The 16,879-nt window shown below is 58.2% G+C and carries 21 protein-coding genes and 2 pseudogenes; 11 read left to right on the top strand and 12 right to left on the bottom strand.

Annotation, left to right across the window (positions count from 1 at the left end; translation table 11 throughout):
* Positions 1-174 precede the first annotated feature (174 nt).
* Positions 175-1,029 carry an SDR family oxidoreductase gene (locus C2E15_RS09135; RefSeq protein WP_104957087.1) on the bottom strand — a complete coding sequence of 285 codons (855 nt, stop codon included), beginning with the start codon at positions 1,027-1,029 and terminating at the stop codon, positions 175-177.
* An 86-nt stretch (positions 1,030-1,115) separates the two neighbouring features.
* On the opposite strand from C2E15_RS09135, the gene C2E15_RS09130 reads away from it, so the two are divergent.
* Positions 1,116-1,511 (top strand): winged helix-turn-helix transcriptional regulator, encoded by a 396-nt coding sequence (locus tag C2E15_RS09130; protein ID WP_104957086.1) that lies wholly within the window; start codon positions 1,116-1,118, stop codon positions 1,509-1,511.
* A 39-nt stretch (positions 1,512-1,550) separates the two neighbouring features.
* Here the strand turns inward: C2E15_RS09130 and C2E15_RS09125 are convergent, their stop codons facing one another.
* Together C2E15_RS09125 and C2E15_RS21990 are read right to left on the bottom strand one after the other, a co-directional pair.
* Positions 1,551-1,799: a GlsB/YeaQ/YmgE family stress response membrane protein gene (locus C2E15_RS09125; RefSeq protein WP_103057839.1), complete on the bottom strand. Its 249-nt coding sequence runs from the start codon at positions 1,797-1,799 to the stop codon at positions 1,551-1,553.
* 13 nt (positions 1,800-1,812) lie between these two features.
* Positions 1,813-1,926, bottom strand: a complete 114-nt coding sequence (locus C2E15_RS21990) for a glycine zipper domain-containing protein (RefSeq protein ID WP_245912392.1) — start codon at positions 1,924-1,926, stop codon at positions 1,813-1,815.
* Between the two features lie 295 nt (positions 1,927-2,221).
* Here C2E15_RS21990 and C2E15_RS09115 point away from each other — a divergent pair, with 295 nt between their 5' ends.
* Positions 2,222-2,956 (top strand): flagellar brake protein, encoded by a 735-nt coding sequence (locus C2E15_RS09115; protein WP_104957084.1) that lies wholly within the window; start codon positions 2,222-2,224, stop codon positions 2,954-2,956.
* Positions 2,957-3,052: 96 nt separating this feature from the next.
* Positions 3,053-4,201, top strand: coding sequence for a mechanosensitive ion channel family protein (locus tag C2E15_RS09110; protein ID WP_104957083.1), 1,149 nt, complete (start codon positions 3,053-3,055; stop codon positions 4,199-4,201).
* Here C2E15_RS09110 and emtA read toward each other — a convergent pair.
* The gene (gene emtA / locus C2E15_RS09105) at positions 4,186-4,800 is read right to left on the bottom strand and encodes a membrane-bound lytic murein transglycosylase EmtA (RefSeq protein ID WP_104957082.1); all 615 of its coding nucleotides are present in this window, start codon (positions 4,798-4,800) and stop codon (positions 4,186-4,188) included. The two genes, C2E15_RS09110 and emtA, sit on opposite strands and share 16 nt — an antisense overlap.
* A gap of 319 nt (positions 4,801-5,119) precedes the next feature.
* On the opposite strand from emtA, the pseudogene ldcA reads away from it, so the two are divergent.
* Positions 5,120-6,078 (top strand): annotated as a pseudogene (gene ldcA, locus C2E15_RS09100) (muramoyltetrapeptide carboxypeptidase).
* A gap of 11 nt (positions 6,079-6,089) precedes the next feature.
* Here the strand turns inward: ldcA and C2E15_RS09095 are convergent.
* Complete coding sequence (locus tag C2E15_RS09095) at positions 6,090-6,470, bottom strand: hypothetical protein (protein ID WP_104957081.1); 381 nt, start codon at positions 6,468-6,470, stop codon at positions 6,090-6,092.
* 135 nt (positions 6,471-6,605) lie between these two features.
* On the opposite strand from C2E15_RS09095, the gene C2E15_RS09090 reads away from it, so the two are divergent.
* Positions 6,606-6,962 carry a DUF4186 domain-containing protein gene (locus tag C2E15_RS09090; RefSeq protein ID WP_104957080.1) on the top strand — a complete coding sequence of 119 codons (357 nt, stop codon included), beginning with the start codon at positions 6,606-6,608 and terminating at the stop codon, positions 6,960-6,962.
* Positions 6,963-7,020: 58 nt separating this feature from the next.
* On the opposite strand, the gene C2E15_RS09085 is transcribed toward C2E15_RS09090, so the two are convergent.
* Complete coding sequence (locus C2E15_RS09085; RefSeq protein WP_104957079.1) at positions 7,021-7,206, bottom strand: hypothetical protein; 186 nt, start codon at positions 7,204-7,206, stop codon at positions 7,021-7,023.
* Between the two features lie 209 nt (positions 7,207-7,415).
* On the opposite strand from C2E15_RS09085, the gene C2E15_RS09080 reads away from it, so the two are divergent.
* Positions 7,416-7,748 carry a hypothetical protein gene (locus C2E15_RS09080; RefSeq protein WP_104957078.1) on the top strand — a complete coding sequence of 111 codons (333 nt, stop codon included), beginning with the start codon at positions 7,416-7,418 and terminating at the stop codon, positions 7,746-7,748.
* Between the two features lie 22 nt (positions 7,749-7,770).
* On the opposite strand, the gene C2E15_RS21330 is transcribed toward C2E15_RS09080, so the two are convergent.
* The gene (locus C2E15_RS21330) at positions 7,771-8,097 is read right to left on the bottom strand and encodes a four-helix bundle copper-binding protein (RefSeq protein WP_128603549.1); all 327 of its coding nucleotides are present in this window, start codon (positions 8,095-8,097) and stop codon (positions 7,771-7,773) included.
* Between the two features lie 202 nt (positions 8,098-8,299).
* Here C2E15_RS21330 and C2E15_RS09075 point away from each other — a divergent pair, with 202 nt between their 5' ends.
* The gene (locus C2E15_RS09075) at positions 8,300-8,857 is read left to right on the top strand and encodes a hypothetical protein (RefSeq protein WP_104957077.1); all 558 of its coding nucleotides are present in this window, start codon (positions 8,300-8,302) and stop codon (positions 8,855-8,857) included.
* A 4-nt stretch (positions 8,858-8,861) separates the two neighbouring features.
* Here C2E15_RS09075 and C2E15_RS09070 read toward each other — a convergent pair whose 3' ends face one another.
* Complete coding sequence (locus tag C2E15_RS09070) at positions 8,862-9,068, bottom strand: DUF2767 family protein (protein WP_104957076.1); 207 nt, start codon at positions 9,066-9,068, stop codon at positions 8,862-8,864.
* Positions 9,069-9,218: 150 nt separating this feature from the next.
* Here C2E15_RS09070 and C2E15_RS09065 point away from each other — a divergent pair, with 150 nt between their 5' ends.
* The 4 genes from C2E15_RS09065 (at position 9,219) to C2E15_RS09055 (ending at position 13,099) form a co-directional block, all read left to right on the top strand.
* Positions 9,219-11,000, top strand: coding sequence for a sensor domain-containing phosphodiesterase (locus C2E15_RS09065; protein WP_104957075.1), 1,782 nt, complete (start codon positions 9,219-9,221; stop codon positions 10,998-11,000).
* Positions 11,001-11,105: 105 nt separating this feature from the next.
* Entirely contained in the window at positions 11,106-11,282 is a 177-nt protein-coding gene (locus C2E15_RS21660) for a hypothetical protein (protein ID WP_167391851.1), read from the top strand.
* Positions 11,283-11,393: 111 nt separating this feature from the next.
* Complete coding sequence (locus C2E15_RS09060; protein ID WP_245912368.1) at positions 11,394-11,933, top strand: SRPBCC family protein; 540 nt, start codon at positions 11,394-11,396, stop codon at positions 11,931-11,933.
* Entirely contained in the window at positions 11,933-13,099 is a 1,167-nt protein-coding gene (locus C2E15_RS09055; protein ID WP_104957074.1) for a zinc-dependent alcohol dehydrogenase, read from the top strand. Before C2E15_RS09060 ends, C2E15_RS09055 begins: the two co-directional genes overlap by 1 nt.
* Positions 13,100-13,176: 77 nt before the next feature.
* On the opposite strand, the gene C2E15_RS09050 is transcribed toward C2E15_RS09055, so the two are convergent.
* The 4 genes and pseudogenes from C2E15_RS09050 to C2E15_RS22200 form a co-directional block, all read right to left on the bottom strand.
* Complete coding sequence (locus tag C2E15_RS09050; protein ID WP_104957073.1) at positions 13,177-13,425, bottom strand: hypothetical protein; 249 nt, start codon at positions 13,423-13,425, stop codon at positions 13,177-13,179.
* Positions 13,426-13,788: 363 nt separating this feature from the next.
* A complete protein-coding gene (lysM, locus tag C2E15_RS09045; protein WP_104957072.1) occupies positions 13,789-14,229 on the bottom strand; it encodes a peptidoglycan-binding protein LysM in 441 nt (146 codons plus the stop codon).
* A gap of 95 nt (positions 14,230-14,324) precedes the next feature.
* A pseudogene (locus C2E15_RS09040) lies at positions 14,325-15,845 on the bottom strand (M10 family metallopeptidase C-terminal domain-containing protein); the annotation flags it as partial.
* A gap of 95 nt (positions 15,846-15,940) precedes the next feature.
* A complete protein-coding gene (locus C2E15_RS22200; protein WP_146108540.1) occupies positions 15,941-16,453 on the bottom strand; it encodes a zinc metalloprotease in 513 nt (170 codons plus the stop codon).
* Positions 16,454-16,879: the final 426 nt, after the last annotated feature.

Here is a 16,879-nt window from a genome sequence, read left to right as displayed (position 1 = left end):
GCATTTGCCTCCTTTTTTATCGTCGGGCGACAATGCCAGCCGCGTTTTAGCCGCATACAGTAAAGGAGGCGTTTGCCTCCTTTTTTATCGTCGGGCGACAGCGCCAGCCGCGTTTTAGCCGCAGACAGTAAAGGAGGCGTTTGCCTCCTTTTTATTCGCCCTACGTCATGATCTTCAGCTGCGTAGCGCGACGGCGATGGTTTCCTGCCAGGGTGTCGTGGGCCGCTTGATCAGCTGGCTCAGCGTGCCGCTCTCATCAAACAGGCCGCCCTGCGCTGCGCCCGCGTCGGAATCCGCCAGCATCTCAGCCAGCCCCTGTGGCAGCCCTGCGCCAGTCAACAGCTCGGCAAATGCCTGCTGCGACAGGTTATGCCAGGCCACCGGCACGCCGCTTTGACGGGCGATCTCTGCAGAAAAATCTGCCAGCGTGTAGCTCTCGTCGCCGGCCAGCTCATACACGTTCTCCTGCGGCGTTGCCTGTGAAATCACCGTTGCCGCCGCCTGCGCATAGTCGCGCCGCGCCGCGGAGGAGATACGTCCTTCCGCCGCGGCGCCGGTAAAGGCATTGAACTTCAGCGCGGCGGGAATGCTGGCGGCATAGTTTTCGGTATACCAGCCGTTGCGCAGCAGCGCGAAAGCCAGCCCGGAATCACGTAACGCGGCCTCGGTCTGCAGATGCTCCTGCGCCAGCCCCAGCGGCGAGCGGTCGGCATGCAGCAGGCTGGTATAGGCGACAAAGCGCACGGCGTTTTTCTTCGCCGCGTCAATCACCGCCTGATGCTGCGCCACCCGTTTCCCCACTTCGCTGGAGGAGATCAGCAGCAGACGCTCCACGCCCGCCAGCGCCTGCTCCAGCGCTGCCGGATGGTTATAATCTGCCTGGCGCACAATGACCCCTTTGGCGGCCAGATCTTGCGCGCGCGCCGGATCGCGTACTATCGCGATAATTTCGCCAGCGGCGACGTTATTTAACAGGCTTTCGATGGTCAGACGGCCAAGCTGGCCGGTTGCGCCGGTAACTGCAATCATCTTTTCACTCCTTCTCAATTCAGGATGGTAGAAAAGCAGCGTAAAAGATACACTTCCTAAAAGTAAGTACTTACAGGAATGTTAGCATGAAAAAAAATGCCCTCGCCCTGAATCAGGCGGCGACGCTGCGCGGCGAACTGCTCAATCCCGACTGCCCGTCGCGCGAGCTGCTGAAGCGCATTACCAGCCGCTGGACCATGCTGGTGATGCTGGCGCTGCGCGATAACACGCTGCGCTTTAGCGAAATTCGCCGTGCCATCGGCGGCGTCAGCGAACGGATGCTGGCGCAGACGCTGCGCTATATGGAAGAGGATGGGCTACTGGTGAGAACAGCGTATGAGGTGGTGCCGCCGCACGTAGAGTACCGTCTGACTACGCTGGGCAGAGAAGCCAGCGAACATGTGCTGGCATTAACCGACTGGCTGGAAAACCGCTTTCCTGCCATTCAGCAGCAGCGGCAAAACGCGGAACCGCGCCCATAAAAAAAGGAGGCCGCAGCCTCCTTCTTTTCGGGCGGGTTATCAGTGACGCACTTTGCGGTAGATAAACAGCACCACGATCGCGCCGATAACCGCAACCACAAAGCTGCCGAAGTTGAAGCCGTCAACGCGGCCAAAGCCGAAGAACGTACTGATCCAGCCGCCGACGACTGCACCGATGATGCCGAGGATAATCGTAATGATGAAACCACCACCATCTTTGCCAGGCATGATCCATTTAGCAATGATACCGGCGATTAAACCAAAAATGATCCATGACAGAATTCCCATCTGTAGCTCCTTATTATTTACGGCTAATTAACATACCAACGATAAATCCCACTACGGCGCCGGCGCCAACGCCTGCCCAGGGGTTACTTTTTACATACGAACACGCCTGATGCGTTGCGCTGTTCATACTACGGCAGAGAGCGCCGCCTGCTTCACGGGTGCGATCCTGTGCATCTTCGAGGCTGTTACGCGCATCTTTTTTCGAAAACATTACCTGCCCTCCAGAAACGTTAGCGGCTATCCTGCTCCTTACTTCTGGCAACAAGTATAGGACATATTTCTAACTCTGTGATTTCAGGCAGAACTTTCCTGAAAAAAATTTCCGAAAAAGCGTGCGGCCCACGTAAAATTCCTCGCCGCAGTGCCGATAACATTGGGATAACGGTAACTGTAACTATTTTTGACAAGCGCTGGAGCAGTAAGTGAAACAGACCGACAATGAGCAGTTCTACAAACGCGGTACGCTGGCAGTGCTGGGAGTGTTGCGCGATATCGAGCGTGACAATACGCCGGTAATGGTGACCCATGCGCGCGGCCAGTTTATCAGCCGCGTGCTGTTTATTGATAAAGAGCAGCTGGTCATCGATTACGGCAGCAACGACTACGATAATCAGGTCACCCTGGAGATGCGTGCGCTGACCGTTACGGCAGAAATGCGCGGCGCCAAGGTGGAATTTACTCTGCCGCAGCTGCACGCCAGCGAATTTGAGGGCCTGCCCGCTTTCAGCGCCCCGCTGCCGCCAGAGCTGCTGCAGATCCAGCGCCGCGAATATTTCCGCATCAGCGCGCCGCTGGCGCCGGTGTTCTATTGTCACGCGACCTGGCCGGAGGGCGGCAGAGCGCGCTTCCGGTTGCAGGATCTGTCGCTGGGCGGCGTCGGCGTGCTGGTGGAAAGCGCGCTGCCGGAGAATATCGCCAGCGGCGATATCTGGCGCGGCCTGCGGCTCGATATGGGCGAATATGGCGAGATGGAGGTAGATGCGCAGCTGCTGCATGTCGGCACGCGCACCTCCGTCAGCAGCAAAAATGAGACGGTGCATACGCCGCGCCTGAGCTTCCGTTTCACCTCGCTCAGCGCAGGGCAGGAGCGCCAGCTGCAGCAAGTGATCTTCGCCCTTGAACGCGCAGCGCGCGAAAAGGCGATGCGCTTCCGTTAAGCCTCCAGTGTCCATCGGCCTGGCAAAGGGCATAGCCCTGAGCCAGGCTTACAGTTGATTTTTTTTGCCCGATCAACCGTAAGGAGATACTCCCTGATGGAGGACATACTTTCCGATCAGACCCTGTCGCTGCTGACAAACAAGACATTTTGGATCAATACCGCCATCGTCGTAGGCGGCACCCTGTTTATCTACTGGGTGCTGCGCTCGCTGATCGGTTTTATCAGCACCCGTCTGGGGCGCTTCAGCGAACATCACTCATCGCACTTCTACAATATCGCCGTCGAAATGCTGCGCACCACCAGCCGACTGCTGCTGTTTATCTTCTCCCTGCTGATCGCCATTAAATTTATCGATCTGCCTGCTACCTGGCGCAGCGCCGTCGATCACGGTTGGTTTATCGCGCTGATTTTCCAGTTTGCTCTCTGGCTCGACTGTGGCGTGCGCCTCTGGCTGCGCAATATGCTGCGCGATCCGACGCATGTGCGCAATCCGGTCACCATGGTAATCCTTGGCATCATGCTGCGGGTGTTTATCTGGGCAATTATCCTGCTGGCGATCCTCTCCAATATGGGCGTCAATATCACCGCGCTGGTGGCCAGCCTGGGCGTCGGCGGTATCGCGGTGGCGCTGGCGATCCAGACGGTGCTGAGCGACGTCTTCGCCTCGCTGGCGATCGGCATCGATAAGCCGTTTGAAATCGGCGACTTTATCGTGTTCGGCGACGTAGCCGGCTCGATCGAGCATATCGGCCTGAAAACCACCCGCATCCGCAGCCTGAGCGGCGAGCAGATCGTCTGCTCTAACGCCATCCTGCTGCAGCAGACCATTCATAACTACAAGCGTATGCAGGAGCGCCGCATTCAGTTCCGCTTCGGCATCAGCTACAACACGCCGGCGGAGAAAGCGCGCCAGATCGGCGGCATTGTGAAAGAGATTATTCAGGGCGTGGCACAGACGCGTTTCGACCGCGCGCATTTCCTGTCGTTTGATGTCTCGCAGCTGACCTATGAAGTGATCTATTACGTCACCGACGCCGACTACAACAAATATATGGATATTCAGCAGGAGATTAACCTGCAGTTGATGGAACGGCTGGCGGCGCTGGACGTGCATTTCGCCTTCCCGATCCGTCATGTGCAGTTTACCGGCGGTACCCTGCCGGAGGTAAACGTCGCGGATTCCGCCTCCAATGAAGAAGGCGAGAATACGCAGCAGACGGCTAAGCGTCAGATGGTGCGGTAAACGGTATTCACCTTCCACAGGTAGCGCGGCGCCTGTGCGGCCGGATGTCGGGTCTGCACATGGCGCCGAAACTCATCGGGCGACATATCATTAATCATGGCGATGGCGCGATCGCGGTCGCGCGAGAAGGTGCGCAGCAGCGCGCCGGCGCCGTTGGCGTAGGCGACAATGGTGGCATAACGCAGCGTTTCAGGATCGCGGATACCGGAAAGCGCCCGCTGCTGCAGCAGACGAATATAGGCCGTGCCGATATCGATATTTTTTGCCGGATCGCGCAGCTCTGCGGCGCTCGGCTGACCGTGACGCCCCTGCGCGCGATAGACTTCGCGTCCGGCGGTCGAAGCTTTAATCTGCATCAGGCCAACGGCGTTAGAGCGGCTGACCACATCGGGATTGCCGCCCGATTCGACGCTGATAATGGCGCTGATTAACCGTTCGTCCACGCCGTAGTGGCTGGCGGCGTCTTCGGTGAACATCGACCAGGCCTGCGATACGCGGCTCGGCGGCGCTTTGGTCAATGGGGTTTGCTGCTGATGGGCGACATGCCTGGAATTTTCACTGGCACAGCCCGCCAGTAACAGTGCCGAAAGCACAAGCATCCTGAATTTCACGCTGTAGGTTTCCTCGAAGCCTGGTTGCTGTGTTCCATCTTACTGACCGCTCCGCTTTTAAAAATTGCCGCTTTTCCTAATTCGCGAATAAAGTGTGACAAATGATGACTTTAGCGCGAGGTTTCGTCATCATCACGCCAGTTGGACCGCGAAAAAAGCGAAAAGATGCCGGTTGGCTGTGTAAAAAACCGGCACAGCTCACAAATCGGCGCTCGCAGGCGCACGCCGACCGCGCAAAAGCGGGTTATCATCCGCTCGCCGGTGTTATCGCTGTCCGCTCTGCCCAGCTATTCAGGAGTCGCTATTAATGAATTCGCAAACGCCCCGCACCATCCATCTTATTGCGCCCTCAGGCTACTGCCATAACCAGCCCGCCGCCGCGCTGGGAGTTCAGCGGCTGGAGGCCGCAGGCCATCAGGTGATGAATCAGAGCGCCATCGGCCGGCGCTTTCAGCGCTTCGCCGGCAGCGATGCCGAGCGGCTGCAGGATATCAATGCCCTTGCCCGCCTCAGCCCGCTGCCCGATATCATTCTGGCGGTGCGTGGCGGCTATGGGGTCACGCGGCTGCTGGAGCAGATCGATTACAGCGGCCTGAAACAGCAGCTGGCGGGGCAGCCGACGGCGCTCTGCGGCCACAGCGATCTGACCGCCCTGCAGCTGGCGCTGCTGGCGACCACTGGGCTGATCACCTTTAGCGGCCCGATGCTGAGCGGCAATTTCGGTGCGCCTGAACTCAGCGACTTCACCTGGCACCATTTCTGGCAGGCGCTCACCGAACCGGAATTCACCCTGCAGTGGGCAAGCCGCGCCGCGCCGCTGCCCGCGCTGGTAGGCACGCTGTGGGGCGGCAACCTGGCGATGTTGATGACGCTGGTGGGCACGCCGTGGCTGCCCGCTATTGAAGGGGGATTCTGGTGATCGAGGATATCAACGAGCATCCGTTCCGCACCGAACGCATGCTGCTGCAGCTGCATCAGTGCGGCGTGCTGGCGCGTCAGCGCGCCATCGTGGTCGGCAGCTTTACCGGCTTTACGCCGTCGGAGTATGACAACGACTTCGACTTCGCCACCGTCTGGCAGCGCATCCGCGATGTAACCGGCCTGCCGGTGATCGACGGGCTAAACTTCGGACACGACCTGGCGACCGTTACGCTGCCGTTAGGCGCGCACGGATGTTTGAGCCTCACACAGGGCCAGGCGCGCCTGCGCGTCAGCGGTCATCCGGTATTGCGCCAGCCCGGCGCGCTTAGCGCGCAGCAGTCATAGTCCCTGCTGTGTCACGCATCGACGCGGCGATCGTCCAGGCGCTCCAGCGTGACCGCCTCCACCTCGCGTTTGGCGCTGCGGCTGCAGGGCTGCAGTTTTTCGCTGTTGCGCCTGGCGAACCAGACCTGGTCGCGGGTGTGATTAATGATCAGCCTGTCGCCGTTGCGAAAACGGGTAATGGCGATCTGCTCGCCGTTGCTGATGGTGGTGCGCGTTTGACCGGCGGCGACCTGGAAGTGATGCGGCGGCCACATTAAGGTCGACAGGCCGTATTGCGCGCGCGATACGGTCATCACCGGGCGACCCGGGCAGGTTATCTGAAATTCCGTCTCGCTGTGTGCCAGCGCAGGCCAGAGCGTCGCAACGCCGGCTGCGAATAAAAAACGCTTCATGACGCCTTCTCCCTTCGCGTTGTAAAAACCTCATTAATCATAGTTCTGCTTGCGGCCGCCACGGCGAAAAATTCGCGCATCCAGTTTGACAGCGCCAGCCCGGCGGTTAAGATCGCCCGCTCAACGGGAGTCCTTATGTCTGAACTTGATTTGCTGTTCCAGCGGCTGGCCGCCTCCCCTTTCCGGCGCCGGTTTCGGCTGGGCGAGAAGGAACGTCGCTACTGTCTGGAGAAAGGGCCGGACGTTATCGACCAGCATGCGGCCGATTTTATCGTTAAGCGCCTGGCGGACGCCGAGCCGCGCAATGATGGCAAGCAGACGCCGATGCGCGGCCATCCGGTATTTATCGCGCAGCACGCCACCGCCACCTGCTGCCGGGGATGCCTGGAAAAGTGGCATAATATCGCTGCGCGCCAGCCGCTAAGCGCGCCGCAGCAACGCTACATCGTGACGGTGATCCACGCCTGGCTGGTCAAAGAGATGAACCGCTAAGCGTGCCGCGCATGACTGCGCCGCACGCCCTACCGCGCCAGTCAAACGTTATGCCAGATTACTCCTGCTCTGCGGCCACTTCCGCCGCCACCAGCATCAACGCCAGGCCGGCGTCTTCGCAGGAGTAATCGCGCATTACGCCTTTTATCCCCGCAATACAGGCTTCTACCTGCGTTTTTTGCGGCTGAGGAAGGTCGGCTATGGCGTGACGAATCAACATCAGGCTCGCTTCTTCTTCTTTCATTCATCATTTCCCTTTCGTGACAGGGCGCACATATTGCCAAATTTATCGCGCCAAACCAAGTTAAGACATGTTTTTTCACTGGCGCTAAGTGAGCGACGCACCGAATTCCGCCGTTTTCGCTGCGCCGATGCTATGCTGATTAAAGCGCACCGCGCCCGTTACTGTCCGCTTTGCGGCAGGGAAAGCCACAGAATGAAAAGGCAATGACTATGTTGCGTATGATGGTGTTCACCCTTCCCTTTTTGCTTGCCGCCTGTTCATCCGGCCCGCAGGGAGTAGAGTGTCCGGGAAAAGTCGCCACGATTTACGGTCAGGAAACCGCGGCCACGCGCGCCACGGTGTTTGATCTGGTCAGCTCCTTCAGCGTCGCTGACGACGATGTGAAGGTGGAAAGCGGGCCGCTCCACTCCACCGACCGCACACGCTATATTCCGGCGGCGGTGACCAAAGAGGGCTATCTGGCCCAGCGCATCTCCGATCGCCAGTTCCGGCTTATCGATCCGCAGCAGGATAAGATGATCACCTGGACCTGTGGGAAATAGCCTTCCCACAGGCGGTGAGGGCTTACGCCGCGAGCATCTTCAGCAGCCGCGCGCACTGACGACAGGTCTCCGCGCAGCGGCGGCAGGAAAGTACGGAATGTTTCGCGCATGCCGCCGCGCACGCTTTGCACGCTTGTGCGCAAATTGGGTATAGCGGCCGGGCCGAGGCATCGTTGATCGCAAGGTATTGCGCCGCCAGCCGGCATAAGGTTGCGCACTGGGAAGCTGACTGCAGGCAATCGCGCATCGTTTCTCCCGCTGGCGACAGCAGGCCGGAACTGACGCACCGCTCGCAGGCGGCCGCACACAGGTAGCAGCGTTCAATACAGTGTTGGATACGATCAATCATTTCATTTTCCTTATGTATATTATCTACCCGGCCTGAATAAAAATCCGTGCGGCCAGAGAGTAAAATATCTAACAAACAGGGAGTTGCATGACCGGCGACGGCATAAAGCTTGCCAGCAGGTTTTCGCTGCCAGCGCATTTTTAGTAGGCATTTGTCACCGGATGACGCAGGATAACCAGAATTCATTAGATAAGGCCCTAATATGGAACAGGAAAAACGCAACGATCGCTTCGTTATCTTTCCCTACCCGCGCGAAAGCTACAGCGACGGCAGCGTCAATTACGGCGGCATCGATCTTATTCACGAAACGCAACGCATTGATGAGATAGAGGAAGCGAAGCGTTCGCCGAATCTGCGTCGGCTGTTGGAAGAGGTGAATTTACAGGATGGGTTGTTTATGACGTTGGGCTGCGATTATCGCGTGCTGGAGACAGGCGTGGCCGGCTATGTCGATTTCGCCTTCCGCCCCGGCCTGCCTGCGTCGCTGACGGAGGATACGCCGAATCTGGATGACTACTTCTGGGCCTATCTGGCGAAGCAGGAGATCGATAACCACATCCGCGACGGCGCGATGGTGGCTTATGCGCGGTCGTCTCTCAAGTGGAGCTGGTCTCCGCTTGAGATCGCCGGCACCCACAGCAAAAAGATTACCTTAGCCTTTTGCTGCCAGCGCGCCGAAGATGGCGAATGGTGTCTCGATCACCTGCGTCATTTTTTAGTTACCGAATTCCCTTCTCTGCCGATGCGGCACGCTGAGTGAAAAATCAGGTTTTAATCAGTCGGATGGCATGCTCCAGCACTTTTTGCTCGTCGCGGTCGCTGTCCTGACGACGCAGACGCGTTTGCCACAGCAGGCTGGCGAGCGTGTCGCGTTCGGTATCAAAACCGCTTTCCGCCAGCACGATGACGGCGTCGCCGATCACCCGACACACTTCGTCATAATATTCTTCACTCAGTACATCACGTTTCATATCAATCTCCTCCCCTATAAACCTGGCACAGCTTGCGCAGAAAGAAAAACCGCGCGGAAAGTAAAATTAAAGCAAAGACCCGGCAGGCCGATAACTCGCTGGGTAGAATCACTCCTTCTTTAATTTTGTTCCGACGCCAGGCGGAAAACTATGCTTACCCAAATAACACAACAACACAGTAAGCGGCGGGCAGCGCTGGATCTGTTAAAGAAAAACGACCGCTGCCGCGATGAGATCCTTAGCCAGTTTACGCTGCTGACCAGCCAGCTGCTGGGCATTCCCAGCTGCTTCGTCTCGATCCTTGATGAGGAGCGGCAGTACATTAAAGCGGCGCAGCACTTTACGCTGGCGGAGACGACGCTGCAGCAGGCGTTTTGCCGCCATACGGTACAGTGCGAGAACATTCTGATCTGCCACGATACCCATCAGGATCCGCGCTTCAGCGAACATCCACTGACGCAGGGCGCGCCCTTTATTCGCTTTTACGCCGGCGTACCGCTGGTGTCGGGTGAAGATTATATTATCGGCACGCTCTGCGTGACCGATACCCAGCCGCACCCCTTCAGCGAGCAGCAGCAGGCGACGCTGACCACGCTGGCGCGCCTGACCGCCGCCTTTCTGGACGCCTGGTACGCCAACGGCTATCTCGATACCGTGACCGGCTTGCCTAATCGCCAGCGGCTGATGCGTGACCTGGAGCTGAGCGCCGATACGCTTCCGCATCAGGCTTATCGGCTGCTGATGATTGACTGCATCGACACCCAGCATATTTTCGAGGTGGCGCGCTCGCTCGGTATGGCCGCCTCGGAGGGGTTGCTGCGTGAACTGACCCAGGTGCTGCATCAGCGGCTGAGCGGCATCAGCGAGCCGATGCTCTATACCATCAGCAACGGCCGCTTCGCGCTGCTGGCGCGCGGCGACGACGATCTTAACGCCCAGACCTGCAGCGAAAAGCTACGCGGCATCAACGCGCGGCTGAGCGACACCATCACCATCGATCTGCAGGTGCGCGTCGGCGAGGTGCAGTTTGTGCCCCATGCGCTACCGCCGCGTGAGGCGGTGCGTCGCGCGTTAAGCGCGCTGCACGAGGCGATCGCGCGCCAGCGACCCTATCAGGCGTTCGACAGCGAACGCGACAGCCAGCGCAGCCAGGAGTTTCAGCTGCTGAACGATCTGGCGCGCGCGGTACGCGGGCGCTATGGTCTCTACCTGGTGTTTCAGCCGAAGGTCTGCCTGCACAGCGGCAAGCCGGTCGGGCTGGAGGCGCTGCTGCGCTGGAAACACCCGGTAGAAGGTGAAATTCCGCCGGGCCGCTTTATCCCGCTCGCCGTCGGCACCAGCCTGATGGCGGAGCTAACCGACTGGGTGATCGACCGCACCATCCGGCAGCTGCAGCGCTGGGCAGAAAAAGGGATCCATCTGCCGGTGTCGGTCAACGTCAGCGTCTCCGACATCTGCCGTCCCGGCTTCGCCGATCGCCAGGAGGAACGCCTGCTACGCTGCGGCCTGACAACGGAGTATCTCGGCATCGAATGCCTGGAGACAGAAGAGATCCACGCCAGCCCCGACGCGCTGCACGGCTTCGATATGCTGAAGCTGCGCGGCTTTAAGATTTCGCTGGATGATTTTGGCTCCGGCTACAGCAACATCAGCTACCTGCGCCGCATTCCTATCGATATCATCAAGCTGGATCGCTCGTTAATCAGCCGCCTTCAGCATGACACGGCCAGCGACATTATCGTGCGCAACGTGATTATCATGCTGAAGGATCTTGATTACGTGGTGCTGGCGGAGGGCGTCGAGGATGAAAGCACCTTTGAACTGCTGCGTCAGCTGGGCTGCGATGAGGTACAGGGTTTTTACTGCGCCGCGCCGATGAAAGCGGCGGCGCTGGAGAAGTGGCTGCGCCAGCGAAACCATTACCTCTCCTGACCGGTGGGCGGTCAATTCCGCCGGTTTGTTCTCCTTATTTGCCCTTCTGTGCTATAGCTTTTACAACGCTATGTTCTGACAGGCCAAGGAAAAAAGGAGAATAAGTTGAAGATATTTTACTTTATTGCGCTGATTGCCGCCGCGCTCTATTTATTTATCAATTTGCCGAAAGAGAAGCACCGACGCGAGCCGGTAGCCTACTGGGGCTGCTGGGCATACCTGATCGCCTCGGTGATCTACTGGAGCTTTTTCAGCCTGCGGCATCACTTCCATCTCTTCTGATCTGCGCCCCTTCGCCGCGTGCCGGCGTCGGGGCGTTTTACGTTGGGTAACGCAGGCTGTTACTCCCCTTCGCAGACTGCATCACCACCGTTGTTCACTACCGGAGGTCTTGTGAGTAAGAAAGCGCAAACGACTGGCGCCCATGAAACGCATGAAATTATGCTGCGCCGCTGGATCACCGTGGGCCAGCCGGCGGATCGACTCTACGCGCTGTGGCTCGATCCCGCCACGCTGCCGCAGATCATGGCGCATTTCGCCACCATTACCGTGCTAAACGACACCGATGCCGAATGGCACGTTCAGGGACCGTTGAAAAAAGGCTATCACTGGCGCAGCCGCATCGTCGGGCAGCAGCCTGGCGTGGTTATCGCCTGGGAATCGCTGGAGGGTGCCGACGTGCCGAATGAAGGCATGCTGCAGTTCCGCCCGGCACCGGGCGAATGGGGCACCGAGCTGACGCTGACGCTGCGCTTCAATCCGCCAGGCGGCAAAATTGGTAAAAAGGTCGCCTCGCTGCTTGATTTGTTCCCTAAAGAGCAGCTCAGCAAGGCGTTGCACCGTTTTAAAAGCCTGGCCGAAACCGGCGAAATTCCCACCCTGGATGGACAGCCCGCTGGCCGTCACGACAGCCGCAAAGATGAGGAGGCGTAATGCGCGCACTATGCTGGAACGGCGTTAACGATCTACGCGTGGAGACGGTGGCGGATCCCGTGCCGATCAATCCGCACGACGCCATTATTAAAGTTCGCTTAACCACGACCTGCGGTTCCGACCTGCACGTGATCGACGGGCTGATCCCGACCATGCGCGAAGGCGATATTCTCGGCCATGAATTTATGGGCGAAGTGGTAGAGATCGGCAGCGCGGTGAAAAACATCAAACGCGGCGATCGCGTGGTGGTGCCCTCCTTTATCTCCTGCGGCTCCTGCTGGTACTGTCAGCACGAGCTGCCCTCCTGCTGCGACAACACCAACCCGCACTGGGAACAGGGCGAACCGGTATTAGGCCACGCCACCGGCGGTATCTACGCTTACAGCCACGCCTTCGGCGGCTACGCCGGTTCGCACGCCGAATATGTGCGCGTGCCCTTTGCCGATAACGACTGCTTTGTGGTGCCGGATGATGTCAGCGACGAACAGGCGCTGTTTCTCTCCGACGCCGCGCCGACCGGCTATATGGGCGCGGATTTCTGCAATATCCATCCCGGCGATACCGTGGCGGTCTGGGGCTGTGGCGGCGTTGGCCTGATGGCAATGCAGAGCGCCTGGCTGATGGGCGCGCATCAGGTGATCGCCATCGACCGCTTCCCGGAACGTCTGGCGATGGCGCGCGAACATGCGGGTGCCATTACCCTCGACTACAGCAAAGCGGATGTGCATGAAGCGTTGCTGGAGCTGACCGGCGGCCGTGGCCCCGACAGCTGCATCGATGCGGTCGGCATGGAGGCGCGCGGCGAAGGGCTGAGCCAGGTATACGATCGCACCAAGCAGCTGCTGCATCTGGAGACCGACGTCGGCGCGGCGCTGCGCCAGGCGCTTTACTCCTGCCGCAAAGGCGGCAATATCTCCATTCTCGGCGTCTATGGCGTGATGGATAAGTTTCCGCTGGGGCTGATGATCAATAAAAGCCTGACCATCCGCACTGCCCAGCAGCACGGCCAGCGCTATATGCATCGCCTGCTCGATCACGTGGCGAAAGGTGAACTCAATCCCGCCTTTATGGCGACGCATCGCTTTTCGCTGGAAGAGGCGCCGAGAGGCTACGAGATGTTCAAGCATAAGGAAGATGGCTGCCTGCGCGCGGTATTTGCGCCCTGAGGCCGCCTGACGTCCGCCCATAAAAAAGGGGACTGAAGGTCCCCTTTCGTGTTTCCGCGCCGCATAAGCGCTGATCGTTACAGGCTGTCGGTCAGCTTATCGACCACGACTTTGCCGCTGCTGTCGTGCTGGGTGATACGGTAGTTGACCGGCCAGGAGCGGCGGGTGCAAAACTTATCAAACAGCGTGACCAGCCCTTTCAGATCGCCGTCCGGCCCTTTGATGGACCATTTGGTGATCGCCTCCTGGCCACGGTTTTTCAGACGAATCTCTTCCACGCGTTCCAGCGTGTCGCTTTCATGAATTTCTAAGTGATCTCTTAACATTGCGCTAACCCTCCGATTACGCACCTTACTATACGCTTTTTATTAATGCTAACAATCGAATCTGTTTATCGAAATAACCATGAAAAAGGTGTGACTAATGCGTTGCAATGGCGTTGCCAGGTAGAAAATAGCGGGCAAAAAGGTGCGGATCGGTAAGCGGTAAGCGGTAAGCGGTAAGCGGTAAGTGGTAAGCAGGAAGCAGGAAGCAGGAAGCAGGAAGCAGGAAGCAGGAAGCAGGAAACAGCAAACGGCAACGAAGCTGAAATAAAAAATAACAGGCAGCAGGTCAGAGCCTGAAAAAAAGGGGTAACGGACAGGCCAGTAACGGATAAAAAAAGCCCGCCGGACGGCGGGCCTGAAATCTTACTGCGGGATGCGCAGCGTCTGTCCCGGATAGATCTTGTCGGGGCTGCTCAGCATCGGTTTGTTCGCTTCAAAGATTTTGTTGTACTCGTTGGGATTGCCGTACACCTCTTTAGAAATCGCGCTCAGCGTGTCGCCTTTCTTCACGGTATAGAAACGGCTTTCCGCCGCCGGCTGCGCCACGGCAACTTTGTCGTCAACGCCGCTGATGCCGGCGATGTTACCCACCGCCACCAGGATCTTCTCTTTCGCTTCCTGGCTCAGCCCTTCGCCGGTGACGGTGGCGTTGCCATCTTTCACCGCAACCTGCACTTTATCCGCGTCCGGCACGCCGGTTTTCTGTAAATGCTCTTTGATTTTAGCGTCCTGCTGTTCCGTGTTGTGCGTCACCGCGTCCCACAGTTTCTCCCCTGCGTCTTTCACAAAGCTTAACAGACCCATGCAACCTCCGTTTTTCGTTGAAAATCTTACGCTCCCTGTAAGCGTAGCAGAGAGGAGCCGATTCAGCCTGAGCGGCAACCTCTCCCGCCGTTTATTTATACAATGAAATCAAGGTGCATATTAGGATGTGCGGCGATATCGATGGTCATATCCGGGCGGCTGTCCCCCGTCAGGTTAAGGCTGAGATGGGTCAGATGCGTGTTGATATCCCAGGTCATCTGCATTTCCCCCAGCTTGCCGGAAAACTTCGCGGCGAAGTGCAGCGGATGCGCCGCGCTGTCGAGCGCCGAGAGATCGATCTTATCGCGTCCGCTGGTGAAGTCGCCAATCAGATCCCGCAGCGCAGGCAGCGAATCGCTGGCGCGCGTAAAGATAAACAGATCGTTGCCGTCGCCGCCGTAGAGCTTATCCGCGCCGCCGCCGCCATACAGCCTGTCGGCTCCCGCCCCGCCCTCCAGGCGGTCATTGCCGTTTTCGCCATACAGGATATCGTTACCGTTGCCGCCGTAGAGGGTGTCGGCCCCTTCGCCGCCCCAGAGACGATCATTGCCGTTCTCGCCGTAGAGCGTATCGTTACCATTGCCGCCGTAAAGCAGATCGTCGTTTTCGCCGCCATAAAGGCGGTCGTTGCCGTTATCACCAGAGAGCGTGTCATTGCCGTTGCCGCCGTAAAGCAGATCGATGCCTTCGCCGCCGTACAGCCGGTCGTTACCATTATCGCCGTACAGCGTATCGTTGCCGATGCCGCCGTAGAGCGTGTCCGCCCCTTCGGCACCCCAGAGCCGGTCGTTGCCGTTGTCACCGTAGAGCGTATCGTTGCCGTTGCCGCCGGAAAGCAGATCGTCGCCCTCGCCGCCGTAAAGACGGTCATTGCCGTTCTCACCGTAAAGCAGATCGTTACCGTTGCCGCCGTAGAGCAGATCGTCACCCTCGCCGCCGTAAAGGCGGTCGTTGCCGTTCTCGCCGTAAAGCGTATCGTTGCCGATGCCGCCGTTGAGCAGATCGTCGCCTTCGCCGCCGTAAAGGCGATCGTTGCCGCTGTCGCCGTTCAGCGTATCGATGCCGGTGCCGCCGGCCAGCAGGTCATCGCCGTTGCCGCCGTAAAGCAGATCGTTGCCGTCGTCGCCATACAGCGTGTCGTTGCTGTCGTTGCCGTAAAGGCGATCGCTGCCGGCATTACCACGCAGGATATTGGCAACGGCGTTGCCGATCACCGAATCGTTACCCGCTCCGGCGATGGCATTCTCAATCACTGCGCCGAGGGCAATAGAGACGTTGCCGATCAGCCCGCCGACGTTGGAGAACGTCTGCGCGTTAAGGTTAATCAGCTGATCCTGGCTATAGCCGGAAAAGTTAAGCGTATCGTTGCCGCCCGCATCCCAGACCGAGAAAATCAGCACGTCACTGCTGCTGCTGGCGCTGTAGTAATCGCGGCCGCTGTTGGAATCGAAGCCGTAAACAGTGTTGCCGGTGCGCGTCGTCATATTGGCGCCGTAGAGGCGCTGAATGGCGGCGATATCATGCAGCAGCGGCGCCACCGCATAGTGGCCGTTGAAACTGGCACCGGTGTTGGTTTCGCTCCAGTAGCTCATCAGCGAATACTGCCGTGAATCTTCTACGTAGCTGGCGCTGGCGCTGTAGGAGATAACGCCGGTGCCGCTGTTGTAGTCGCCGGGATGGCTCAGCCCCAACGCGTGGCCCAGCTCGTGGGTCAGGGTCTGGCGGCCATACTCAAATTTATCGGGCGCGCGGATATTGTTGATGTTGTAATCAAACCACATCGACCCCCTGCCTTGCTGGCGCTGGGCAGGTAAGCGTAGGCCTGATCGTTGGCCGGCTGGCCATTGGAAAACTGGGTGTAGTTGGCAAACGTCAGCCGTCCGCCCGAGGCGACCTGGGTGAATTTAATATTAGCCAGATCGGACCAGGACTGTAGCGATTGCATCGCCGCAGCCTGCTGTTCGCTGTTAAAGGCGACGATGCCTTTATCGCCGCGCGGCGAAGCGGCAGTGCTGCTGTCGAGAAAGCTGAAGGTCAGCGCGACAGGCTTGTTGTAAACCTGATAGCCGTTCCAGGTAAGTCCGCTGCGGGTCAGCTGAACGGCCGCCTGACTGGCGCTGTAATGCTCAGTCGGCACCGAAGCGTACCCGCTGCTGGACGTTAAGCTGGTTGTCGCCTGCGCGTCGGTATCAAACCAGGATTTGCGAATTGTATTTGTAGCCAAGGGAAATTCTCCGACAGAAACATATCCCGAAAAGCCAGCATTGCCTACTCATCCTGACAGGAAACAGCATATCCCTTCGGCCTTTTGCAGGTTCCGGACTGAAAACGGTTTTCTCGCCGTCGTTCTTTACTATCGGAAAAAATAAAGCCAGCATCAGCGAAATCTGTTTAACCTTAAGCGTTAAATCAAATTACCTCGCCCTATCTCAAATTAAATTCATCGGCGATAACGATTGGATTAACAGGCGTAATTTTATTTCCCTTTATTTTATTCCGGCTATTATTTCATGGCGCGCCATCAGGTTGGGAATATTATTATGGTGCGGTTAAATTTGTTAAATAGTCGCTTATCAAGCCCTTGATCTGCCTGTGGGAACCCGCTTTTCTTGGGCTGCGGCCTAAATATTTTTACGCCGCGACCGATAAA

It is taken from the genome of Mixta gaviniae, assembly GCF_002953195.1.
In the GTDB taxonomy this organism is placed as follows: Bacteria; Pseudomonadota; Gammaproteobacteria; order Enterobacterales; family Enterobacteriaceae; genus Mixta; species Mixta gaviniae.
This window is presented reverse-complemented; position numbering and strand designations above follow the sequence as displayed.